The organism is Chlamydia sp. 17-3921, from assembly GCF_902705545.1.
Lineage (GTDB): Bacteria > Chlamydiota > Chlamydiia > Chlamydiales > Chlamydiaceae > Chlamydia.
This window is the reverse complement of the sequence record NZ_CACSHH010000006.1, coordinates 42,460-65,213: the sequence shown is the minus strand read 5'-3', so window position 1 is coordinate 65,213 and position 22,754 is coordinate 42,460. Positions and strand designations below refer to the sequence as shown.

The following is a 22,754-nucleotide window of genomic DNA, read 5'->3' as shown; positions in this document are numbered from 1 at the left end:
GTTTCCCAAAACGTTTCATTATTATTTTGCAAAGACCATAAATAACCAAGTAAAATTCATATTCTCAGAAGGTTTGTCTACATGTTAACTCTCTATTCCTTTCTTGTTTTTTGCCATACCTTATGTTAATCTGAGGATTGTTTTGCATTTTTTCTCTGCAATATAAAGATTTTAAAACTGGAATTTCGATGAATATTTGGACAAAATTCTTCCAACCTCCACAGCATATTAAAGAACTCGAAGATGCTGAATTAATCAAAAGAAAATACAAATATTGGAGATCTCGTATTTTCTATAGCATGTTTATAGGATACGTTTTTTACTATTTCACAAGAAAAAGCTTTACTTTTGCAATGCCAACATTAATGACCGATTTGGGATTTGATAAGGCTCAGCTAGGTATTATTGGAAGCACTCTCTATATTTCTTATGGAATTAGCAAATTCGTAAGCGGTGTCGTATCAGATCAATCTAATCCCAGATATTTCATGGCTCTAGGTTTAATTATCACGGGACTTACAAATATCTTTTTCGGAATGTCCTCTTCTATTTTCCTTTTTGCTTTATGGTGGGGGGTCAATGGATGGTTTCAAGGCTGGGGATGGCCACCATGTGCACGATTGCTAACACACTGGTATGCAAAATATGAACGAGGGACCTGGTGGAGTCTATGGAGTACGTCTCATAACATTGGAGGAGCTCTCATTCCAATTCTCACAGGTTTAGCTATCGATTATTGTGGTTGGCGAGGAGCCATGTTTATTCCAGGCATTTTTTGCATTGGTATGGGACTTATTTTAATTAATCGTCTAAGAGATACACCACAATCCTTAGGACTCCCCCCTATAGAGAAATATAAATTAAACCACAAAAAAAATGTTCTCCAGAAAGAAAAGCCTACAGAGGAAGTCGAACAAGAACTTTCTACACGAGAAATTCTATTTTCTTATGTACTGACAAATAAATGGATATGGCTTTTAGCCTTTGCTTCTTTCTTTATTTATGTCGTTAGAATGGCTGTAAATGATTGGAGTGCTCTGTTCCTCATTGAAGTCAAAAAGTACGCCGCTGTTAAAGCAAACTTCTGTGTATCTTTATTTGAAATTGGAGGTCTATTTGGGATGCTTATTGCTGGATGGCTATCTGATAAAATCTCCAAGGGGAAAAGAGGCCCGATGAATGTTATTTTTTCACTCGGTCTTTTATTTACTATTTTAGGAATGTGGTATAGTCGTTCTTCTACTTTGTGGTGGCTTGATGGAACATTTCTTTTTGTTATTGGCTTTTTCTTATTCGGACCTCAAATGATGATAGGTCTTGCTGCTGCAGAACTTTCTCATAAAAAAGCTGCAGGAACTGCTAGTGGATTTGCTGGTTGGTTTGCTTACTTTGGAGCAGCTTTTGCTGGTTATCCTTTAGGAAAAATTGCTCAAGATTGGGGTTGGCAAGGATTTTTCTTAGCTTTATTATGTTGTTCTCTTATTGCTCTCATGTTGTTTTTACCAACATGGAATGCTATAGAACATAAAGTATAGTTAGCTCTGGAGTTTTTTTGTCTTGGATTCCTCTGCATTGCCATTCGCAATATTCTATCCTTGATGCGACCTGCTCCATCAAAGACTTTGTTGCAAAAGCTAAAGAATACGAAATTCCCGCGTTAGCATTAACAGATCATGGAAATCTTTTTGGAGCTGTTGATTTTTATAAGACTTGTTCTCAACAAAAAATCAAACCGATTATTGGTTGTGAATGTTATATAGCACCAAGTTCTCGTTTTGATAAGAAAAAAGAAAAGAGAAGTCGAGTAGCAAATCATCTTATTCTTTTATGTAAAAATGAACAAGGTTACCGTAATCTCTGTTTGTTAACTTCTTTAGCCTTTGTAGAAGGGTTTTACTACGTCCCAAGAATCGACAAAGAACTATTAAAACAATACTCTGAAGGCCTCATTTGTTTATCTTCATGCATGTCTAGTTCTATATCTGAAGCAGCTTTAGAATCCGAAGATGCTTTGGAACGAGAACTTCGTTGGTATCAAGAACTCTTCAAAGATGATTATTTTTCTGAAATACAGTTACACAAAATGTCAGAAGAAAAAATCGCCAACTTAAATGAAGAGTGGCTAAAACAAGAATACTATAGTTTCATAGATAAACAAACGCGTATCAATACTACTGTACTGGCAGTAAGTCAACGCTTAGGAATCCTTTCCGTAGCAACTAATGATATTCATTATATTAATCCCGAAGACTGGAAAGCTCATGAAATCTTATTGAATATACAATCTGGAGAAACAGTAAGAACGGCTAAACAAAATACATATATTCCTAACCCCAAACGGAAAGTTTATAGTAGTCGTGAATTCTATTTTAAATCTCCTCAACAGATGTTGGAACTCTTTGCAGATATTCCTGAAATCGTTACAAACACTCTGCAAGTTGCTCAACGTTGTAATTTAAAACTCGATTTCACAACAAAGCATTATCCTATCTATGTTCCAGATTCTCTAAAGACAAAAGGAAATTACACAGAACAAGATAGATATGAAGCTTCTTCAGCATTTCTAAGAGAGCTCTGCGAAAAAGGTTTAACGACAAAATATACTCCAGAAGCTCTTGCTCATGTCGCCAGAAAATTCCCAAATCAAGATCCTTTGGATTTCGTAAGAGGAAGAATGGAAATGGAAATGTCCATTATCATTCCTAAGGGAATGTGCGACTACCTTTTAATCGTTTGGGATATCATTCACTGGGCAAAAGCAAATAATATTCCTGTCGGTCCTGGGAGAGGGTCAGGGGCAGGGTCTGTAATGTTATTTCTTCTTGGTATTACAGAAATAGAACCTATACGCTTTGATCTATTCTTTGAAAGATTTATCAATCCAGAACGAATTTCCTATCCTGATATCGACATTGATATTTGTATGGAAGGTCGAGAACATGTGATTAACTATGCCATTGAAAGACATGGGAAGGATAACGTAGCTCAAATCATTACTTTTGGAACTATGAAAGCCAAAATGGCGATCAAAGATGTTGGCAGAACTTTAGATATGCCTTTATCTAAAGTAAATTACATAGCTAAACATATTCCAGAACTGAACACAACTTTATCAAAAGCTTTAGAAACAGATCCCGACTTACATCAACTGTATGTAGATGACGAAGAATCTGCACAAGTCCTTGATATGGCATTACGTCTCGAGGGGTCTATAAGAAATACAGGAGTTCATGCTGCAGGTGTCATCATTTGCGGAGATCCTCTTACACATCACATTCCCATTTGTATTTCTAAAGATTCATCTATGATTACCACACAATACTCTATGAAGCCTGTAGAGAGTGTTGGTATGCTTAAAGTTGACTTCTTAGGATTAAAGACTCTGACAAGCATTCATCTTGCTATGTCTGAAATTCAAAGAAAGACAAACAAAAAATTAACTATGGCAACCTTACCATTGGATGATAAAACAACGTTCTCTCTTCTACACCAAGGGAAAACCATGGGCGTATTTCAAATGGAATCCAAGGGAATGCAAGAATTGGCAAAAAATCTTCGCCCAGATTTGTTTGAAGAAATTATAGCTATTTGTGCTCTATATCGTCCTGGCCCAATGGATATGATTCCCTCATTTATTAATCGTAAACACGGTAGAGAACAAATTGAATACGATCATCCTCTTATGGAGCCAATTCTAAAAGAAACTTATGGGATCATGGTCTATCAAGAACAGGTTATGCAAATTGCAGGAGCCTTAGCAAACTATTCCTTAGGGGAAGGCGATGTCTTGCGTCGTGCTATGGGGAAAAAAGATTTGCAACAAATGGTTCAAGAACGTTCAAAATTCTGTGAAAGAGCTTGTAACAATAATATCGATTCCAAGGTTGCAACGTTAATCTTTGATAAGATGGAAAAATTTGCTTCCTACGGATTTAATAAATCTCATGCTGCTGCCTACGGCCTTATAACCTATACAACGGCATATCTTAAAGCCAATTACCCCAAGGAGTGGTTAGCAGCATTACTTACTTGCGATTCTGACGACATTGAGAAGGTAGGAAAACTTATCCGAGAAGCCCAGAGTATGGATATTTCTATCTTACCACCTCATATAAATATTTCTAACAACAACTTTGTTGCTACAGACGAAGGTGTTCGTTTTGCAATGGGAGCTATCAAAGGAGTTGGGAAAGGTCTTATTGAGAGTATTGTAGAAGAACGAAATCTTCATGGACCTTATCAAAGCATCCAAGATTTTATTCGACGCTCGGATTTCAAAAAAGTTTCTAAAAAAAATATAGAAAATCTTATTGATGCTGGTTGCTTCGATTGCTTCGAACCAAATCGAGACTTAGTTCTTGCAACTATGGAGTCTCTTTATGACTCAGTGTCTAAAGAAAAAAAAGAAGCTGCAACAGGAGTGATGACTTTTTTCTCTTTAGAAGCTATGCATCACCAAAATCAGCGTTCCAGCGGCATACCAAAAGATATTGTCTTCCGCTCTAAAAAAGAAATTCTTAAAAAAGAAAAAGAACTTCTAGGAATATATCTTACAGAGCATCCTATAGATGCCGTTCGCGACATTTTACCTCGTTTGTCTGTTGTTCCTCCTGGAGAATTTGAAAATCTCTCCCATGGTTCTGTAATACGAACTATTTTCGTTATAGATAAAGTTTCTACCAAGCTTTCCTCTAAGGGACAAAAAAAATTTGCTATTCTTCGAGTCAGTGATGGCATAGACTCCTATGAATTACCTATTTGGCCGGAAATGTATGCGAAATATCAGGAATTATTAGAAGAAGATCGACTTATTTATGCGATTCTTCTAATTGATAAACGTAGTGATTCTTTACGAGTATCTTGTCGTTGGATGACAGATCTTACAACAGTAAATGATCAAATATTGCGAGAATATGACGAAATTTTCGATAAGATTAAGACACAAGTACAGAAATATTCATATATGACATCCTCTAATAATATTCAAAATAAGCAACAAAAACCTGTAGAAACTTCTAAACCACCGAAGATGCAAGCAACAGCACCTCTAGTCTTATCTTTAAATATGAATAAGTTACACCACAGTCATCTTTGTATCTTAAAGCAGATTGTGAAGAAATATCCAGGATCAAGACCCCTATCTTTAGTTTTTACAAAAGATCTTGAGAGAATAGCTTCTATATCTCCAGATACAGAATACTTTGTTTCAGAAGATATTTCAGCTCTTTGTAATGAATTAAAAATAGAAAATCTTCCTATTCAAGTCATTACAGTATAGTTCCTATCAGATATCGTAGAAAAGTTTCCCTGTTACACCATTAACATACTCTATACGAACACTATTGTCCGAAGAAACAAGAAATACCTTGTATACAGGAACATACACAGTAGAACTACGTAGAATTAAAAAATTACTCCCAAAAATCATACGAACTAAACGCAATACTTTATCTTCAGAATATTGTGCAGGAAAAAAGACGGAACCCACAGGCTTTTGTAACCAAACAGGGGGGTTATGTAAAGTTGTGATACAACCTTTAATAGGATGAAGTTGTTGAAAATGAGTACTGATGTGACTACCAGAAGCAAATACTAATTTTTTCTTGTGACACTCTTTAATAACTTTTTCTGCTCTAAGATTTTTCATAGCCAAAGCTTGTATCAAAGAATCCTTAGAAGCAGCACCACCAAGACCTGCTAAAGCTTGCATTACATAAATATCTTGTTTGTCAGCATTGAGCAAAAGACATTCTTGAAATCCTTTAGAACAAGCCCATGTTCCAGTATTTAAAACCATTTCTCCATTGACTAGACTCCAAAGAATTTCTCCCTCTTGACTCACCATATTTCTTTTACTCAAGTCTTCCTTAGAAAAGCGCACACGCATGAGAACATGAGGAATAAAATTAAGTTCTACAAATGTTTTTTTTTCTCGAAACTCTGGAAATAAAGCTAAAGCTTGTTCAGCAGAAATATGGCGTTCAAAAACTTCTAATCTTTCAATTCCTGCAATTTTTCGCATGAAACGATAGCTTTTTGAAAGAACACCGGCACTTTGATCCGCAGCAAATCGCATAGCTTTATGCGCTATGGGAACATTATCCCATAAAAAAATACTGGAAAAAAGAAAACCAACAAAAACAAAAAAACCTAAGATTATTTTTTTCATAAAACACCTTTTTATCTATTTTACAAAATAAAAAAACGTTTTACCAAATAAAAATTTAATAAATCACAAATAAAACAGAAACAAGGCATTTGACAAATTCTGTTTTTCTTTTTTATGATGGCGTTTTTCATTTTTACCCAATTGCTCCATCATGAAATCCCTTACAACACTGTTGTTTTTTATTCTTATAAGTTTTGGATGTGATGCTCGTCTGGTTTCTTTTGAACCATTTTTAGGAAAACTTTCGCCTCAGAAATTCACTCCAAAATACTCTGCAGAAGAATATTTCTCTCAAGGACAAGAGTTTTTACAAAACAAAAACTATAGAAAAGCTTTACTATGTTTCGGAATTATCTTGCATCACTTCCCAACAGATCCCTTACATACTCAAGCTATTGCTCTTGCTGGAGAATGTTACTTTAAACAGAGCCAACCTGATCTTGCAGATAAAATGTTTTCCGCTTATTTGCAAAAACCTGATGCTGAGTATTCTGAAGAACTTTTTTCTATGAAATATTCTATTGCAGAAAGTTTCTCCCAAGGAAAACGCAAACACCTTTTTCTTATGGAGGGATTTCCGAAGTTAGAAAATGCAGATGAAGATGCTTTACGCATTTATGATGAAGTGTTAACAGCTTTCCCTAACAAAGACTTAGGAGCACAAGCTTTATACAGTAAAGCTATTCTGCTCATTATCAAAAAAGATCTCATGAATGCAGAGAAAATTTTAAAAAAGCTTACTCAACAGTTCCCTTCCCATCCACTATCTTCTCAAGCTTTTGTAAAATTATCAGAGATATACCTTCAACAAGCTCAAAAGGAACCTCATAACGTACATTATTTAAGCTTAGCTCACCTTAATGAAGAGACCATGAAAAAACAGCATCCTACCCACCCTTTAAACCTAACGGTTGCTAAAAATGTTCAGGCAATGTGTGAGCGTTATGCCTCAGGGTTGTACGCCACTGGCCGTTTTTATGAGAAGAAAAAGAAACCTTCAGCAGCTATAATTTATTATAACACAGCACGTGAAAGCTATCCTCAGACCTCTTTAGTAGCGAAGTGTAATAAACGGCTCGAGAGAATATCCAAACATTCCTCTTAAAAAGATAGTACATGAGATATACCCTCGTCAGCTTAGCATATGTTTTTCTTTTAACTTTGCTTTCTTCGTGTTGGGGATATGGTGTTCTTAAGAATTCACAATTTTCTTCTCTAGGGCAGAATGTGTATTCTGAAGGGATACACGTGGCTCCCATAACTAAAGACTCTCAAGGCCAACTTACTTCTGCTCTTACTTATGAATTAAACAAACGTTCTCTTCCTATAAATAAAAGTTCTATAGGATATATTCTCAAAATAGAAGTTTTGAATGCTATTGACGAGAACATAGGTTTTATGTATGCCCCAAGTAAACTAGGGGACAAAACTCCGAGTCATTTCATAGTTTCTAACGAAGGACGATTATCTTTATCTGCTAACGTACAACTTATTCATAGCCAAACAGGACAAGTTGTTATCGATCAATGTATATCAAGAGAATCAGTTTCCTTTGATTTTGAGCCAGATTTAGGAACAACAAACTCACGTCAATTATCCCTAGGTCAATATGAGATGCATAGTGAAGCAATAAAAAGTGCTTGGAGATCTCTGTATATAAGTTTAGCAGAGACAATTGTTCAACAGGTATACTATGACCTTTTTTGAAGGAGAAACTATTTTCCCTGCAGTATTAAGTGAACTTCACAATATGTTAGACCTAATAAGAAGAACAGGTAAGCAAAAAAAGTATCCACAAGAAAAACTTCTAAAACTTGAGTTAGCATGTGAAGAACTATTGGTAAATATTATTTCCTATGCTTATCTTGCAGAACCCTCTCCAGGAACAATATCCTTATTTTGTCATGAAGAAAAGGACTGTTTTGAAGTCATTATCAAAGATCATGGTCCTTATTTTAATCCTTTAACAGCCTTTGTAGACATGCAAGAACATCTACCTTTAGAAGAAAGAAAGCTTGGTGGTCTCGGGATTTTTTTAGCTAAAAATTCCGTAGATGAATTTTTTTATTCTAGAGAAGAAGATAATAATATCGTTAGTTTAAAAATTTATAAATATTAGAATATTCAAATTTTAAGAGTCTTGAGAAAAACGAACTGATTTTAACATAGCCTCAGTATCTTTAATTTTTTTTAAATAAATTTGAAGAGCTTCCAAAATCAGTGGAGATTGGTTGTAAGGCCCGGAAGCTTCGAAAGCCATTTCAGGAGCATATACCTCTCCAGATTGATGAAGAGCTATATATCCTCGAGTTACTGCTTCTCCCTGAATAAGCTCTGGGACTAACCAAATTGCAAAATCTGCATTAAATAAAGTGAGTTTATCTTCGGATTCTGCAATGATAAAGTCGTTAACTTGTCGATCAAAAGAATCTGATGTAGACTCAGAAAAAGGATGCGCAAGCACCTCAGAGATATCTACATAACCTTCTGGAAAGGCCATATCTTTGTTGAGTATCGATTGACGATAAAATTCTTCTAAAAAATCCAAATTCATGGTGTTTTTCCTCTGATTTATGGTAATTCTTTATTTTAAGACTCGTCAAGAACTTTCTCTTTTCCACAAATCATGTTGTTCTAAGTAACCAAGCATCAAAAACAGAAAAATGATAAAAACTTTTCTTAAAAAATTTTTTATAATTCTATTTGGATTAGGGCTCACTTCTCCTCTACATGCCGAGCTTTCATTCCCTAAAATTCGGGGATCTTCGGCTGCGATGGTTCACGCAGAGACAGGACAAATCCTTTACGGGAAAAATCTTGATGCAATGATCTATCCCGCTAGCATGACAAAAGTTGCTACTGCTCTTTTCATCTTACAACATCATCCTGAGATTTTAGATCGTTTAATCACTGTTACTCAAGATGCTATAGCGTCAATTACTCCTCAAGCAAAAAAACAATCAGGATATCGTAATCCTCCTCACTGGTTAGAAACTGACGGAGTAACCATTCAACTACAGCTGAAAGAGGAAGTTTTTGGTTTGGATTTATTTCATGCTCTATTACTGAGTTCAGCTAATGATGCAGCAAATACTTTGGCTATAGCCTGTTGCGGATCTGTAGAAGCATTTATGCAACAAGTAAACCTTTTTCTCAAAGAAATAGGATGTCTTCATACTCACTTTAATAACCCTCATGGCTTACACCACCCAAATCACTATACTACAGCTAAAGATTTGGCAAATATGATGCGTCACGCACTAAAAAACCCCAAATTTCAACAAGTTATTAAAACAACGAGTTATAAAATGGCAGCAACCAATCTTTGCGCCGAAAGAACTCTTACAATAACTAATAAACTTATGCTACAAGGGTCTACCTACTATTATCCAGCAGCTCTTGGAGGAAAGACTGGGACAACCAAAGATGCAGGGAAAAATCTTGTCATGGCAGCACAAAAACACAATCGAACTATTGTGACTGTTGTCACGGGATATTCAGGACCCGTTGGAGAGCTTTACCAAGATGTGATCGCATTATGTGAGACCCTCTTCAATGAACCCTTATCAAGAAAATATCTTATTCCCCCAAACGAAAATTATACTCTTCATTTGAAGAAATTAGGAAATATTTCAGTATCTTTACCAGAGGGTATTTACTATGACTTTTACTCTTCTGAAAAAGATCCTTTTCTAGAAGTTTCTTTCAAACAAGCAACTCAGACTTTGCCTATTCAGAAAGGAGACCTCTTAGGAGAGTGGATTTTTTGTAACCAATGTAAACAACAAATATCTACACAACCTCTCTATGCTTCTTACACTCTAAAGCCAACTTTCATACAAAAATGTTCATATTATGGGAGACGGGCATTAGCTTCTTACCGTACTTATATCTTCATAATCCTAGGAATATTATATCATCGTAGATTCCGCTTACGTCGCCGCAAATCCTCAACATACTATTCCTAAGATCAAAATTTTCTTTTAGCTTATAAGAAAAGAGACTTCTTCCATAGAATGATTCTTTATCATATCAAGCACGAAGGAATTTATGCGCAAAATTTTGTGTTGTTCTCTCATTCTTTTCAGTAGTTCTTTATGGAGTTCCGAAGGTTGTATTTTGGAATCGCCGTATCTGCAAAAAAAAGTTCAATATAAATTATCAAATTTTTGGCAAAAACCTGAAGATATTAAAGAATTTCAGTATAATGAATTTCTTAAGAAAGTAATACATGCTTTAGGACGACCAGATATTTGGAACGATCCCCAAAATCTTTTACATATCCTCTCTCAATTCCGAAAGTTCCCCGAAGAAACAGACGAGTGTCGAGAAATTGTCATACACGTTATTCGTCATCGGATAGTAACTCTACTTACAAAAAATTCTATTTAAAAATAATAAAACTAAGCTCTTCGAAAATAAGCAACGAAAAAACCATCTCCCTCACCGATCTCTAAAGGAAAAGAAATGGTTTTTTCGTTTTTCCATCCCAATAACTGCATATAAGCAATATGCTTTTCATTCTCAGCTGTTAGCATAGAACAGGTAATGTAGACAAGTTGCCCATGAAAACGGACATATTGACTTGCTTGTTTAAGAATATTTCTCTGCACCCGACAATAATTTTTTAATAATCTCTTTGAAAATTGCCATTTCTTTTCAGGGTGTCTTCGAAAAATACCGCATCCCGAACAAGGAGCATCAACAACAACAGTAGAAAAGCTATGTTCTCGTAAATCCTCTTTCATAGATAAAGAGAAGTTTCTTGCTCCCGCTCGTAACAAACGATGCTTTGCCTGTTGCAAAGCATCTTTACGACTATCGTGAAGGACAACGTGCTTAGCTTTCTGTGCAAAAATCAAGCTTTTTCCACCAGCACCAGCACAAAAATCTAAAATACAATCTTTCTCTGTAATAGGAATATTCTGAGCAATATATTGAGAAGTCTCATCTTGAACTTCAAATAATCCTTGTTTAAAGGCTTGGGTACTATGCAAAGGATAACGTTGCTTAAAATGCAAGGCTTCTGAAACTTTCCCTTCCGAGCAGGGATAGCCTAATTTTCTTTTTAATTCTGCAACAGAAATTTTTTGAGTATTCACACGAATCGTGATAGGAGCCTCTGTAAGCCAAACCTTAGCTAATCTCTGAGCTTCAATCTCTCCAAAATCTTCTGTAAGAACCTGAGCAAGATCATCAGAAATAGAATAACGTATTGGCCATGGAATATCACTATAAGCTTCTATATCATCCAAGGCTCCTCCATCAACAAGTGCTACTAAAGTGGATGGGGAAATTTCTTCTCCAGAATGATTAATTAAAAATTCAAGAAGACGACGGTGACGTATAATAGAAAAAACTATTTCGCGTAACCATTTACGATCTTTAGACCCTAAAGCGCGATTCTGCTTACAATAATATGCAATTCGATCGGCTTCTGAAATCGGAGACGTAAAGAGTTGCTGTAACAATTGATATGCGTGATATAAACGAAAGGAAATCATAATTCCTAAAAGGATACATCTTTATACCAATTTCTGTTAAAACAAAGATATAAGCTTACTATAAAATAAAATCTTTAGTTAAAGATTTCGCTTTAGACAACGTAGGATTTGTCGAAAAAAAGATGGCTGAGGATTGTAATAATCTATAGATCTTCTCAACATAGAAAATACTTCTCTATCGAAATCCAACAACCAACGTGTTAATAACATCCGCATCATCTTAGTCCATAAAGAAAGACTGCGATCACGCACACTATAAATATTTCCAATCTGTTCTGGGGTTACTCCACCTTGAAGCGAAGAACTTTTAACAACAACTCTCCGAACAACTTCTGAAAGAAAACTCTGAGATAAGGCAACATCTCTTGGAGAATTTTTTAGAGAATCTTGCCAAAACTGAGCAACAATTTTTCCTTGGGGGGAGAGAAGTTGATGACCTACAATAGGATTCGCAAGAGAATCAGAAAGAGAGGTAGAAACAATTCCGGTAACAATTGTTTGAAAATCTTCGTAATTAGAAATAAACAACAATTGTAATTCATGAAGCAGTTTATAACTATGTTCTGACAAAATCTGAAATGACTTCGCACGTTCTGCTAAAAAGAGATCCAGAAGTTCTACACTTATAGGAAGAAAAGAAGAGTGACTTTCAAAAACTGTGAGCAAGGCTTCTATGATATCTTGAGACTCTGTATCTGCAGAAAGACTTCCCTTTACACTATCCTGTAAAGGAGGCGCGGGCGTCATCATTTGAACCTCATGAGAAAAATCTTCCCAGCAAGAAAAATTTCCCTTTTTTGCAAAGACCTTACTCGTTGCTTTAGAAATTTTATCCAAAGGACGTTCACGCTCAAAACAAATCAATGTTTTAAGCATGATGAGTTTTTCTACGATATCTTTCTTTTGCAAATAGACATTATGGCGAAAAATCCAATAAAACCAGTGTGTTTGAAGAGACTCTTCTCGTAATCGAACCTCTATAACTGCTAGAAGTCTTCCTGAAATAGAATACGAAATAGAGGAAGAGGCAAAGAGTTCTTGGAGAGCTTTTTGTAGTGTAGATATGTTAGCATCGTATTCCTCTGGAAGAGGTTTATACACTGGCCAAGTATCTAAGAGATGTCGTTTTCTGTCATAAACAAGCTTTCGAGAAGCATCACGAATAGCGAGTTCTATTATACGAAGATAGTAATCTATTGAAAATTGAAAATCTAAAATCATAACAGAATTTATGCTTAAAAAGCTTTTTCGGACTTATTCTCTAGAAGGAAATATTATTGCATTATATTTATTCTAAAAACAGAATCTCATTTTTTTAATATGACCTCTTAAAAAAAAGAAAAACACCCTGAGATTACTCTTTCAATGCGATTAAAAATAGCTCCTCGTTACAAAAAAGCTGACAAATTACATAGTTAAGTTTTTTTTGATAAGCTTCAGGATTCGCACGAAAGTCCTCTTCAAAAGCAGGAAGATTTGTTTCAAGAATGGCCGTAACAATATCATAATTTACTTCGGAAGCATATTCTCCAGACCACATCATTACAAAATTTCCGAGTTCCTTACTGCGATCCTGGCGAATTAAATATAGAAGGTTCTTTACAATGAGAGCTTCATTATCCCCCTTTTTAGAGAACTCGTCTATACGTATTGCCATAGCCATAATTTGGCCGTAATTGTGTGAGATATCATATTGACTCAAATTCTCAATAGCAGAGAAACATTGTATTTCTCCTACATAAGAAGAATTACAAACAATTTTTGTTAATCCCCGAATATTAGCCAAACCATCTACTCTTGTATGAGAATAAAGTAACTCTGTAATCCCTTGGGAAATACCTTCAATTGCATTAATACTGTCTAAAGAAAGGGCATTATAAACTCCAGCTTCTTCTATTATTTCCAAAGGCAAGCAGCCATCTTTAACAGCGATTGTCGCTACCCATCTGCAAGCAGAACGCAAAATTAAAGCAAAAGCGACAGCAGCTTCAGGACTTGAAGGATCTGTTCCACAAAGATCTATAGGAGCAGAAGGATGCTCGCGACGTAAAAAAGTAAAGAGGCGTAGAAATATATGATAAAAAAAACTACGACAAGAGACTAAAGAAGTTTGCAAAGAATCAAAATAAGCTGATGTTGAAGATGTTTTAGGTAAACTTGTAGTCTCGAGAAGCTCTGTAAGAGTTTTATTTGAAAAACTCTCACTCTTTTGAGGCTTTCTAAAAAACAAATTTCTAAGAACTTTTGTGACACTTTTACGAATCCGAATCAATATAGAAGTAATCACCCCTTCTTGAGGTTCTTCATACTCTATCCTATTAAGAAGATCTCTATTCATACTTTCAGAAGGTGTCGTTTCTGGAATTCCAGAATCAACTATCTTCTCCATAGCATATGAAGCGCTTTCTGTTATCCTTTCGTCTAATTCAGCATCTCCTTCTTCTTTAGAAGAAGGAGATGCTTCACTACTAAAAGAATCTGTAATCGGACTCGGGTCACTATCATCACCCGATATGGGGGATCCCATCTTTTTCTCTAGAATTTCTTACTCATATTTACCGGCAATTACATCATTAGCTAAAATAGCTAAAGTCTGCAGTTGGACACTGCTGTCCATATCACCCATAAGCTTTAAAGCATTCATACTATCACGAAATTCTATCTCAACTCGCTGAGCATCATAATTACCCCTATTGGTGGCTTTAACATTATTCCCATAACTACGCAATTGAACTGTCATCTGACGAGTAAGCGATGCCCACAATCTAGGCATTTGCCCAGGATGTTGTGTTCGCATCCCATCTATTTGCCGAGCAAAATTCATAATCTCCTGCATCCGTCCCTGCATAGGATCTGGGTCCTCATTAACATTAAAATCTTCAGATCTCTCTTGAACAAAATCTTCTAAAGACTCTCCAGGAGATAAATGAGGTCCTTCCAACATCACGCTCACTAGAGTCTTCAACAATGTTGAGCTAGATTCCTTCGTAGGTCCAGGTTGCAAAATATTTCTAAGACCATATCGCATTAGGTTTATGCCTTGTTCTTTTATAGGACCAAAATTCTGAGGTGTTTTACCTCCTTCCGGAGATAAAAAGACCTGTTCACTTAGAGAAAGTTCTAAGCTCTGCAGAAGGACATTTACTCCCGAGAGCTTATATCCTACAGGATCCTCACGTTCGTACTTCATCCACTGATCTCTTAATTGATTAGAAATCTTATCTAATGGGGTTTGTCTCTCGGGAGTAGAAGCTCCAGAAGCCCGTGAAGCCTCGTGCTCAGAAACAGCTTTTCTTAACCCATCAACAATACCTTTGCCTGTACTTGGAGGCGGAGGTGCAGGACGTTTAGGCACAGGTCCTCCAGTTGGAGGTTGTGGCGCAGTACGCTTAATTGGAGGCCGAGCTAAAGGAGATGGTCCACCAGCAGCTCCGCTAGTTGGTGGTGGAGGTGCAGGACGTTTAGGCGCAGTTCCTCCAGTTGGAGGTTGCGGCGCAGGACGCTTAATTGGAGGTCGAGCTAAAGGAGATGGACCACCAGCAGCTCCGCTAGTTGGTGGTGGAGGTGCAGAACGCTTAGGAGTCAATGAATGAGCTGAAGCAGATCCTGAGGAAGAAGACGAGCTTACACTAGAACGTCGAGAAGATGACGAGGATCCACCTCTAAACAGTGATTGGAAAAAACTAGAGATTCTTCTTGCTAAACCTCCCAATCCACCCGTAGAAGAACTAGAGACGCTATGACCATTAGTACTACTACTACTCTGAGAACCTTGAACACTTGATGAGTCATCTTGTTGGTTCTGGTTTGATCCAACGCCCCAAGGTCCTTGATTATTTCCTCCTGTAGGATTAACCATTTTTTCCCCCAAATACTTTTTTTAATTTTAAAAATAAAAGTTAATTAAGGAGAATGTTTATTTTTTAAATTAATTATAAATAAACAAAATAATAATGGTTTAAATATCTAATTCTCAAACTATTAATGCAACTATTACAAAATAATAAATAAGCATCAAATTATGGAGAAACACGAACGTATTTAAGCTTTTTATAGAAAAGAAAATTTATAGATTAAGTTAATGAATTATAGAGGAAAGAACTTCTATCCCAGGTAAAGAACGCCGTTCTAAAAATTCTAAAGAAGCGCCACCTCCAGTGGAAACATGAGAGATTTTCATGGCACAACCAGCTAGAGCAACAACTGCAGCAGCATCTCCACCACCAACGACAGTAGTAGCAGAAGGATGTCTCCCAAGAGCATGAGCTATACCCAAAGAGCCTTCATCAAAAGGAGAAACTTCGTAAACCCCAACAGGACCATTCCAAAATATAGTTTCAGATTCTTCGATAATACGAGAAAACTCAGCCAGTGTTTTAGAACCAATATCATAGCCTGACAAGCCAGCAGGGATTCCCTGGTCTATGAGAACCTCGGAATAAGAAACTCCAGGGGTACATGCCTCTGCGATGCGAACATCTTGAGGCAAAACAATACGAACCTTATGCTTTTCTGCCATTTTCAAAACCTGCTTAGCAAAACCTATTCCAGATTCTTCAACAAGAGAATTTCCTAAAGATTTTCCTAAAGCCTTCAAAAATGTAAAACCCATACCTCCAGCTAACAATAAAGTATCAACCTGAGATATAAGAGCTTCTATTACCCCAATTTTAGATGAGACTTTTGCTCCGCCAAGAATCGCAGTAAATGGGCGCTTAGGATTTCCAAGCAAATGATTTCCTAAAAAATTCAACTCCTTTTCCATTAGAACCCCCGCCGCTGCTCCATCTGGAAAAGCTTGGGGAACAATATAGACCGAAGAATGCTTTCTGTGAGAAGATCCAAAAGCATCATTAACATAGAGATCCCCAAAAGATGATAATTCCGCAGCAAATACAGGATCTTTTTCAGGATGCTCCTCTCCAAGATGAAAACGTAAATTTTCTAACAACAACACTCTTCCTGAAGATAACTGTGCAACAGCTTGACGAGCAACTTCTCCAACACAATCAGGAGCTAATGGAACATGTATACCCAAATAGGATTCTAAAGCCTCTTTTACAGGTTGAAGAGAATATTTTTCTTCAAAGCCCTCTCCTTTAGGTCGTCCTAAATGGCTCATAAGAATTACTGCAGCGTCTTTTTTTAGAAGATAATTGATAGTGGGCATAGCACTTTTAATACGAATATCATCTAATATCTTTCCATCCTTCATTGGGACATTAAAATCCACGCGTACGAGGACTTTTTTTCCTTCAGGGGAAAGATCTTGTACTGTTAGCTTGTCCATACCTTCAAGAACCTGTGCAAAAGAGTTTCTCGTATTTTTAATGAAATAGAGCTCTTAAAGCAAAGAAAAAGAGAATCGAAAGAATAGCCCCTATTGGCAAGGTTATGAACCAAGACATCACAATGTCTTTGATAATGTTTAAGTTAATAGCACGAATTCCCCGAGCAAGGCCTATTCCCAAAACAGCACCAACAACGACATGAGTCGTTGATATGGGCAAGCCCATAGCCGAAGAAGCAGCGATAGTTAAAGCTGCGCCGATTCCTACAGAAAAACCTCGAGATGGAGTAAGTTCAGTAATTTTACAGCCAACAGTTTCTATAACCCTCCAGCCCCAAACTGCCAAGCCAAGAACTAACCCAATACCACCAAAAGCCATAAGAATAGTCAAAGTATACGAAGTATACAATTTTGGATAAGCATGACGCAAAACCCCTGTTACGGGTGCCACTGCATTTGCAACGTCATTTGAACCATGAGCAAAAGCCATGAAACATGCGATAATTATCTGTAAATATGCAAAAATTCGCTCAACAACAAGATATTTTTTACCATAATCCCCACCACAAGCTTTTAAGCGATGAGTAAGGCTTCCTTCCTTAGGAATATCGGCAATGTAAGAACAATGAGGAGTATGAACGTAATAAAAAGTTATTAAGTATGCAACAATCCCCAAGCAAAAAACGATTCCTAAAGACCAAGGTTTTGATACAAATCGAGAGATAACACCTCCCAATACAATGATTACCCCCAAGGTCATAATAACCAGAGCGGCAAGAAAAGGAGCAACACGAATCATAGCTCGAACAGGGTCATTTTTATAAAAAACATGTCGACGAATAAAAGAAAACACCAAATAGGCGACACCACCTCCTATTAAAGGAGAAAGTAACCACCCAATTAAAATTGTTCCTATAGATCCCCAGTGAACAATAGAACCTTTACCTAAAATTAAGCCAAACCCAACAACAGCACCTACAATAGAGTGAGTTGTTGAAACTGGCCATCCAAAAAAAGAAGCAAGCTGTAACCATACACCTGTAGCTAATAAGGCTGCTGTCATTCCATAAATATAATCTTCTGGAGTAAGGTTACAAACTGATACGAGACTGCTTTCTATAGTTCCGGCAACTCGATCTCCTAAAAGAATTGCTCCTAAAAATTCGAAAATAGCAGCGACAATAACTGCTTGACGTAACGTCAAAACTCCCGATCCAACACTTGGTCCTACTGCGTTTGCGACATCATTAGCGCCTATATTCCAAGCAGTGTAACAACCACACAGAAACACAAAAATGATAAGAATCAGCATGCTTAATTTTCTTCTAATGTCATATTAATCCGATGAGCAAGCTTTTCAGAACTATCAGAAATTCCTGCAGTTCTTCGAATCACTTGCAACCAAAGATAAAACTCTTTTTCAGGGATTACAAACTCGTCAGAAAAGATGACTTGCATAAGCTCTCTTTGCACGACATCGGATTCGTGTTCTGCTTTTGCAATACGCCCAACAAGCAAGCGAGCTTTGTCTGCTTTTCTTCCTCCAAATGAACTTTCTAAAAGTTTGTTAAATTCGTGAAGCAAGGTCATTGTTAACTCAAAAGCTTCTAAATTTTTTTCTAAAAACTGAAAGAAAAGTTTTTCCATGGACGAATAAAAACATAAACGTCGAATTGTAAGTAAAATTGCGACATCCTCAGCGGTATCTGCAATACTATCTTGGATTGAAATAATTTCTAAAATACCAGCTCGTGATATAGGCATAAACAATCCCACAGGAAGATGATTCCGCATGTCATTCTTTATACAATCTGCTTGATATTCCTTCTCAGAAATTGCTTTTGCAATCTCCGCAACCACACCATGCTGCCCATCTCTGAGAGCGGAAAAAAGAGGGAGCATTTGATGCACACAAAATGTGACTATTTCTAAATGAGCCTGTAAAGGAGCAAAGGGAGACTGTCCAAATAGACGCGCAAGAGTTTGCATAAGAATAGCCTTTTTAGCAATAATAGCCTGGTTTGATGATCTTGTAAACGACTTATGACTAGAGAACCGATTTTACAAGTAGAGAATTTATCTATAACTTTTACAAAGCAACGTATAGCTTACTCTATAGTAGATTCTTTATCTTTTCAGCTTCATAAAGGACAAACTCTTGCTATTATTGGAGAATCTGGGTCTGGGAAATCTGTTACAGCGCAATCAATTTTACAATTATTGCCAACCCCTCCATTTTCAATTTCTGGATCGATTCGCTTTCAAGAAAAAGATCTCCTCACTACCCCCAAGTCTAAGTTTAAGCAAATCATAGGAACTCAGATAGCCATGATTTTTCAAAATCCTCATGGATCATTGAACCCTGTTTTCACTATTGAACAACAATTTCAAGAGATTATCCGGACACACCTGCATCTATCTCAAGAAGCTGAAAAAATTAGAATCTTACAAGCTTTGAATGAAACAGGGTTTCATAATCCTGAAAACTGTCTCAAGCTTTATCCTCACCAGTTATCTGGAGGAATGTTGCAACGAGTATGTATTGCCATGGCATTACTATGCTCTCCTAAGGTATTAATAGCAGATGAGCCAACAACAGCTTTAGATGTCTCTGTACAGTATCAAATTCTACAACTACTTAAAGCATTACAAAATAAAACAGGCATGAGCTTGCTTATAATTACCCATAATATGGGTGTCGTTGCAGAAACTGCTGATGAAGTTTTAGTTATGTACGCAGGACGTATGGCTGAAAAAGCTTCTGTAACACAATTATTTTATAATCCTGCTCATCCATATACTCGGGATCTCTTAGCTTCTCGTCCTTCTTTTCAAGACTTAACATCAACACCCTTCGTGCCAATCCCTGGTCAGCCCCCTCATTACACGAATATCCCTTCAGGTTGTGCTTATCACCCCAGATGTTCTCGATTACTCAGTAAATGTCACTCGCAAATTCCTAAAGAAAGTACTGTTCGTGAAGGACATAAAATAAAGTGCTGGCTCTATGACTAATACCCTTCCCCCTCTTATTCAAGCGAACAATCTATCCAAATATTATTATAAACGTTCTCATTGGTTCTGCAAAAAAACTGTAGCAACAAAAGCTATAGACAACATTTCTTTTTCTCTTTATCCGGAGCGAGTTATTGGATTAATTGGAGAATCAGGATCAGGGAAAAGCACTCTAGCTTTGAGTCTTGCTGGGTTACTTCCTTTAACTTTAGGATCTATTTATCTTAATGATCTTCCTATTGATATACACTCCAAACATGGTCGCAAGCTTCTACGCTCACAAACTCGAATGGTTTTTCAAAATCCTCAAGCATCATTAAACCCTAGAAAAACAATATTTGATAGCTTAGGTCACTCGCTTCTCTACCACAAGTTAATTACTAAAGAAAAACTCTATTCAAAAATTACAGAATCTTTGGATCTCGTAGGGCTTTCTGAAGCTTACATATATTGCTATCCCCATCAACTTTCTGGGGGTCAACAACAGCGAATCTCTATAGCAAGAGCTCTTTTGGGAGCTCCTCAACTTATTATCTGTGATGAAATTGTTTCTGCTCTAGATTTATCCATGCAAGCACAAATTCTAAATATGCTTTCGAATCTTCAAAAACGCCTTTGCTTTACCTATTTGTTTATCTCTCACGATTTGGCTATAGTTCGATCCTTTTGTTCCGAAGTTCTTATCATGTACAAAGGACAAATTGTAGAAGCAGGACCCACAGAACAAATTTTTCTCAATCCACAGCATTCCTATACTAAGATGCTGTTAAATTCTCAACTACCGGACTCCCCAGAAAAGAGAACTTCTAGTCAGTTAATTTATAGTTCAGAATTAAAAGATACCTTATAAAAAGCTGCTTATCTCTGTATAAATAATTTAGAAAACCAAAAAGAATTTATTATTCTCTCAGTAACCAAGATTGTAAAGCATCGAGCTCTTGTGAACTTTTCAAATGAAAAGAAACACTCATACCCTCTCCCAAAGGTTTTATTTTCACGTTATATCCACAGTGTTCGCTAAGATGCTTTTGTAAATCGTGATATTTCTCAGTATTTTGATATGATTTTGTATGTTGCGTCATCATTTCTTTAATAGGACTATCACACTTTAATAAGGCTTTTGCTAAAACTTCAGTTTCTCGTACAGCTAAACCCTCTTGCACAATGGCTTCTCTAAGTTTCTCTCGCAATACTGGGTCTTCAAGGGTCAGTATAACTTTAGCATGCCCTAGAGTAATTTCTCCAAGGCAAACACTTTTTTGAATAGATTCAGAAAGAGTTAAAAGACGAAGGTAGTTTGCAATAGTAGAGCGTTTTTTCCCAACCTTACAAGCAACTTTGTCTTGAGTTAAACCAAAAACATGTATAAGCCGTTTAAAAGCTTCTGCCATTTCTATAGGGTTTAAATTTACCCTTTGAATATTTTCTATTAATGTAGCTTCTGCAGCAACATTATCTGTAATAATTTGCTTCAGCACTACAGGGATAGTCTTATAACCGGCCTTTTGCATAGCACGCCAACGGCGTTCTCCAGCAATCAATTCATAGTACAGTATCTGATCTCCATTACAAATTTCTCTAACTACTGGAGGATGTATTAATCCAACAGATTTTAGCGACACTACAAGTTCATTTAATTCTTCATCGGAAAAAATTTTACGAGGTTGAAAAGGGCTGACTCTAATTGATTCAATAGCGACTTCAATGATGCTATCTGTGGTGCCTTCTAAATTCGTCGTTTGTTCTATGCTCATAGCTTTCCTAATGTCTTGTAGGAGAAAATAAAAATTCTTTTTTTAAAGATCTATATGATTGAGACTATAGTATCATAAGAATTTTCTATCAAAAGCCGTTGTAGAAAGGAAGTCTTTTTTCAATATACAAAAAGATAAAAACCTTTTATCTTAAAGATTTAAGAAAAAATCTTTCTATATGCACTTAAAAAATTTGATATTTTATAGTTAGTAATATGCAAAAATTATCCTCTGTTACATGGAAAAAAGTTTGCTCTTACTCCAGCATTATGGGATTATTGTGCTCTCTTGCGATCTTTCTAACTATAAAAATCATAGTAAATACCACATCCCATTCTAGAGAGAAAAGGACTAGTATTCTTTTATTGACGAAAGCTGCAGAGCTTGCTTCAAGCCAAGGTTCTCTCCCTCCAGCAACAGCACTACCAACCTTAGAGCATGCTTATCACATGGGAGAAAAATCTACACACCCCTATGCTAGCTTTCTTTCTGCATGTTTCTATTTACATAATGAGCCGTTACGGGGAGCATATTACGCCAGCCTAGCGTATCAAAATAGTTTAGGATCCTGTCTTCCTAATCCTATTCAAACCCTATTAAAGGAAATTTCTGAAATTCAAGCTGCCCAACAATATGAAAAAGCCCTAAATAAATCATTAGAGCTCTTACAAATCTCTTCAGTCTCACCTAATTACTCAACATTGCAATTTCTAACTTTGCTGCGCATCATAGAACTTAAAGAAATTTTAAACCAAGATACCACAAAAGATTTTGAAAAATTAAAAGGTCTCCCTCTATTTCAAGAATTTGAACAGTTTTATAGAGATGGAGAATGGACATTAACCAGACGTTTTAGCAAACAGTGTCAAAAAGCTTTAAAAACTATTCCCTAGGTTTTCCTATGCATTCTTCAGCAGAAGTTCTTGAAACACCTGAATCTCTTTCTGAACAACCTCTTTCTTCACAAACAACAGAGGCCCCTCAACAACAAACTCCCTATGTCATTTCAGGGACTCTTACTC

At 36.4% G+C, this 22,754-nt stretch carries 20 protein-coding genes; 10 read left to right on the top strand and 10 right to left on the bottom strand.

Going from position 1 to position 22,754, the window contains the following annotated elements:
• The first annotated feature begins 188 nt into the window (after positions 1-188).
• Together pgtP and dnaE are read left to right on the top strand one after the other, a co-directional pair.
• Complete coding sequence (pgtP, locus tag JMS40_RS01750; protein WP_201456565.1) at positions 189-1,535, top strand: MFS transporter; 1,347 nt, start codon at positions 189-191, stop codon at positions 1,533-1,535.
• Positions 1,536-1,552: 17 nt separating this feature from the next.
• Positions 1,553-5,278 carry a DNA polymerase III subunit alpha gene (gene dnaE, locus JMS40_RS01745; protein WP_201456564.1) on the top strand — a complete coding sequence of 1,242 codons (3,726 nt, stop codon included), beginning with the start codon at positions 1,553-1,555 and terminating at the stop codon, positions 5,276-5,278.
• 6 nt (positions 5,279-5,284) lie between these two features.
• Here dnaE and JMS40_RS01740 read toward each other — a convergent pair whose 3' ends face one another.
• Positions 5,285-6,169 carry a hypothetical protein gene (locus JMS40_RS01740; protein ID WP_201456563.1) on the bottom strand — a complete coding sequence of 295 codons (885 nt, stop codon included), beginning with the start codon at positions 6,167-6,169 and terminating at the stop codon, positions 5,285-5,287.
• Positions 6,170-6,320: 151 nt separating this feature from the next.
• On the opposite strand from JMS40_RS01740, the gene JMS40_RS01735 reads away from it, so the two are divergent.
• From JMS40_RS01735 to JMS40_RS01725, 3 genes are read left to right on the top strand one after another with little or no spacing between them, the layout of a single operon-like run.
• Entirely contained in the window at positions 6,321-7,274 is a 954-nt protein-coding gene (locus JMS40_RS01735; RefSeq protein WP_201456562.1) for a tetratricopeptide repeat protein, read from the top strand.
• Between the two features lie 11 nt (positions 7,275-7,285).
• Entirely contained in the window at positions 7,286-7,876 is a 591-nt protein-coding gene (locus JMS40_RS01730; RefSeq protein WP_201456561.1) for an LPS assembly lipoprotein LptE, read from the top strand.
• Positions 7,863-8,288 (top strand): anti-sigma regulatory factor, encoded by a 426-nt coding sequence (locus JMS40_RS01725; RefSeq protein ID WP_201456560.1) that lies wholly within the window; start codon positions 7,863-7,865, stop codon positions 8,286-8,288. Before JMS40_RS01730 ends, JMS40_RS01725 begins: the two co-directional genes overlap by 14 nt.
• 12 nt (positions 8,289-8,300) lie before the next feature.
• On the opposite strand, the gene JMS40_RS01720 is transcribed toward JMS40_RS01725, so the two are convergent.
• Positions 8,301-8,723 carry a hypothetical protein gene (locus tag JMS40_RS01720; RefSeq protein ID WP_201456559.1) on the bottom strand — a complete coding sequence of 141 codons (423 nt, stop codon included), beginning with the start codon at positions 8,721-8,723 and terminating at the stop codon, positions 8,301-8,303.
• A gap of 109 nt (positions 8,724-8,832) precedes the next feature.
• Here JMS40_RS01720 and JMS40_RS01715 point away from each other — a divergent pair, with 109 nt between their 5' ends.
• Both JMS40_RS01715 and JMS40_RS04595 read left to right on the top strand, forming a co-directional pair.
• On the top strand, positions 8,833-10,137 hold the full coding sequence (locus JMS40_RS01715) for a D-alanyl-D-alanine carboxypeptidase family protein (protein ID WP_201456558.1): 1,305 nt from the start codon (positions 8,833-8,835) through the stop codon (positions 10,135-10,137).
• A gap of 82 nt (positions 10,138-10,219) precedes the next feature.
• Positions 10,220-10,561 carry a hypothetical protein gene (locus tag JMS40_RS04595; protein ID WP_236558927.1) on the top strand — a complete coding sequence of 114 codons (342 nt, stop codon included), beginning with the start codon at positions 10,220-10,222 and terminating at the stop codon, positions 10,559-10,561.
• Between the two features lie 11 nt (positions 10,562-10,572).
• Here the strand turns inward: JMS40_RS04595 and JMS40_RS01705 are convergent, their stop codons facing one another.
• The 7 genes from JMS40_RS01705 to JMS40_RS01675 form a co-directional block, all read right to left on the bottom strand.
• The gene (locus JMS40_RS01705; RefSeq protein WP_201456557.1) at positions 10,573-11,673 is read right to left on the bottom strand and encodes an RsmB/NOP family class I SAM-dependent RNA methyltransferase; all 1,101 of its coding nucleotides are present in this window, start codon (positions 11,671-11,673) and stop codon (positions 10,573-10,575) included.
• Positions 11,674-11,751: 78 nt separating this feature from the next.
• Positions 11,752-12,894: a hypothetical protein gene (locus tag JMS40_RS01700; protein WP_201456556.1), complete on the bottom strand. Its 1,143-nt coding sequence runs from the start codon at positions 12,892-12,894 to the stop codon at positions 11,752-11,754.
• Positions 12,895-13,027: 133 nt separating this feature from the next.
• Positions 13,028-14,200 carry a hypothetical protein gene (locus JMS40_RS01695; RefSeq protein ID WP_201456555.1) on the bottom strand — a complete coding sequence of 391 codons (1,173 nt, stop codon included), beginning with the start codon at positions 14,198-14,200 and terminating at the stop codon, positions 13,028-13,030.
• 18 nt (positions 14,201-14,218) lie between these two features.
• Positions 14,219-15,532, bottom strand: coding sequence for a SemD/SinC family type III secretion system effector (gene semD / locus JMS40_RS01690; RefSeq protein ID WP_201456554.1), 1,314 nt, complete (start codon positions 15,530-15,532; stop codon positions 14,219-14,221).
• Positions 15,533-15,751: 219 nt separating this feature from the next.
• Complete coding sequence (pgk, locus tag JMS40_RS01685; RefSeq protein WP_201456553.1) at positions 15,752-16,963, bottom strand: phosphoglycerate kinase; 1,212 nt, start codon at positions 16,961-16,963, stop codon at positions 15,752-15,754.
• 37 nt (positions 16,964-17,000) lie between these two features.
• Positions 17,001-18,275 (bottom strand): inorganic phosphate transporter, encoded by a 1,275-nt coding sequence (locus JMS40_RS01680; protein ID WP_201456552.1) that lies wholly within the window; start codon positions 18,273-18,275, stop codon positions 17,001-17,003.
• A 2-nt stretch (positions 18,276-18,277) separates the two neighbouring features.
• Positions 18,278-18,952, bottom strand: coding sequence for a TIGR00153 family protein (locus tag JMS40_RS01675; RefSeq protein WP_201456551.1), 675 nt, complete (start codon positions 18,950-18,952; stop codon positions 18,278-18,280).
• Between the two features lie 54 nt (positions 18,953-19,006).
• Here JMS40_RS01675 and JMS40_RS01670 point away from each other — a divergent pair, with 54 nt between their 5' ends.
• Together JMS40_RS01670 and JMS40_RS01665 are read left to right on the top strand one after the other, a co-directional pair.
• Positions 19,007-19,978 carry an ABC transporter ATP-binding protein gene (locus JMS40_RS01670; RefSeq protein ID WP_201456550.1) on the top strand — a complete coding sequence of 324 codons (972 nt, stop codon included), beginning with the start codon at positions 19,007-19,009 and terminating at the stop codon, positions 19,976-19,978.
• Positions 19,971-20,828 (top strand): ABC transporter ATP-binding protein, encoded by an 858-nt coding sequence (locus JMS40_RS01665; RefSeq protein ID WP_201456549.1) that lies wholly within the window; start codon positions 19,971-19,973, stop codon positions 20,826-20,828. The genes JMS40_RS01670 and JMS40_RS01665 overlap by 8 nt, the downstream gene beginning before the upstream one ends.
• Before the next feature lie 49 nt (positions 20,829-20,877).
• Here JMS40_RS01665 and JMS40_RS01660 read toward each other — a convergent pair whose 3' ends face one another.
• Positions 20,878-21,732: a ParB/RepB/Spo0J family partition protein gene (locus JMS40_RS01660; RefSeq protein WP_201456548.1), complete on the bottom strand. Its 855-nt coding sequence runs from the start codon at positions 21,730-21,732 to the stop codon at positions 20,878-20,880.
• A 215-nt stretch (positions 21,733-21,947) separates the two neighbouring features.
• On the opposite strand from JMS40_RS01660, the gene JMS40_RS01655 reads away from it, so the two are divergent.
• Positions 21,948-22,625, top strand: a complete 678-nt coding sequence (locus JMS40_RS01655; protein WP_201456547.1) for a hypothetical protein — start codon at positions 21,948-21,950, stop codon at positions 22,623-22,625.
• The last annotated feature ends 129 nt before the right edge of the window (positions 22,626-22,754 follow it).

Excerpts from the sequence above, each read along its gene's own strand:
- JMS40_RS01695 (WP_201456555.1), bottom strand. The coding sequence starts at position 14,200 with ATGGGATCCCCCATATCGGGTGATGATAGTGACCCGAGTCCGATTACA.
- JMS40_RS01665 (WP_201456549.1), top strand. The coding sequence starts at position 19,971 with ATGACTAATACCCTTCCCCCTCTTATTCAAGCGAACAATCTATCCAAA.
- pgtP (WP_201456565.1), top strand. The coding sequence starts at position 189 with ATGAATATTTGGACAAAATTCTTCCAACCTCCACAGCATATTAAAGAA.
- JMS40_RS01735 (WP_201456562.1), top strand. The coding sequence starts at position 6,321 with ATGAAATCCCTTACAACACTGTTGTTTTTTATTCTTATAAGTTTTGGA.
- JMS40_RS01725 (WP_201456560.1), top strand. The coding sequence starts at position 7,863 with ATGACCTTTTTTGAAGGAGAAACTATTTTCCCTGCAGTATTAAGTGAA.
- JMS40_RS01670 (WP_201456550.1), top strand. The coding sequence starts at position 19,007 with ATGACTAGAGAACCGATTTTACAAGTAGAGAATTTATCTATAACTTTT.
- JMS40_RS01715 (WP_201456558.1), top strand. The coding sequence starts at position 8,833 with ATGATAAAAACTTTTCTTAAAAAATTTTTTATAATTCTATTTGGATTA.
- JMS40_RS01740 (WP_201456563.1), bottom strand. The coding sequence starts at position 6,169 with ATGAAAAAAATAATCTTAGGTTTTTTTGTTTTTGTTGGTTTTCTTTTT.
- JMS40_RS01660 (WP_201456548.1), bottom strand. The coding sequence starts at position 21,732 with ATGAGCATAGAACAAACGACGAATTTAGAAGGCACCACAGATAGCATC.
- JMS40_RS01730 (WP_201456561.1), top strand. The coding sequence starts at position 7,286 with ATGAGATATACCCTCGTCAGCTTAGCATATGTTTTTCTTTTAACTTTG.
- JMS40_RS04595 (WP_236558927.1), top strand. The coding sequence starts at position 10,220 with ATGCGCAAAATTTTGTGTTGTTCTCTCATTCTTTTCAGTAGTTCTTTA.
- JMS40_RS01705 (WP_201456557.1), bottom strand. The coding sequence starts at position 11,673 with ATGATTTCCTTTCGTTTATATCACGCATATCAATTGTTACAGCAACTC.
- JMS40_RS01700 (WP_201456556.1), bottom strand. The coding sequence starts at position 12,894 with ATGATTTTAGATTTTCAATTTTCAATAGATTACTATCTTCGTATAATA.
- JMS40_RS01655 (WP_201456547.1), top strand. The coding sequence starts at position 21,948 with ATGCAAAAATTATCCTCTGTTACATGGAAAAAAGTTTGCTCTTACTCC.
- JMS40_RS01680 (WP_201456552.1), bottom strand. The coding sequence starts at position 18,275 with ATGCTGATTCTTATCATTTTTGTGTTTCTGTGTGGTTGTTACACTGCT.
- JMS40_RS01675 (WP_201456551.1), bottom strand. The coding sequence starts at position 18,952 with ATGCAAACTCTTGCGCGTCTATTTGGACAGTCTCCCTTTGCTCCTTTA.
- semD (WP_201456554.1), bottom strand. The coding sequence starts at position 15,532 with ATGGTTAATCCTACAGGAGGAAATAATCAAGGACCTTGGGGCGTTGGA.
- JMS40_RS01720 (WP_201456559.1), bottom strand. The coding sequence starts at position 8,723 with ATGAATTTGGATTTTTTAGAAGAATTTTATCGTCAATCGATACTCAAC.
- pgk (WP_201456553.1), bottom strand. The coding sequence starts at position 16,963 with ATGGACAAGCTAACAGTACAAGATCTTTCCCCTGAAGGAAAAAAAGTC.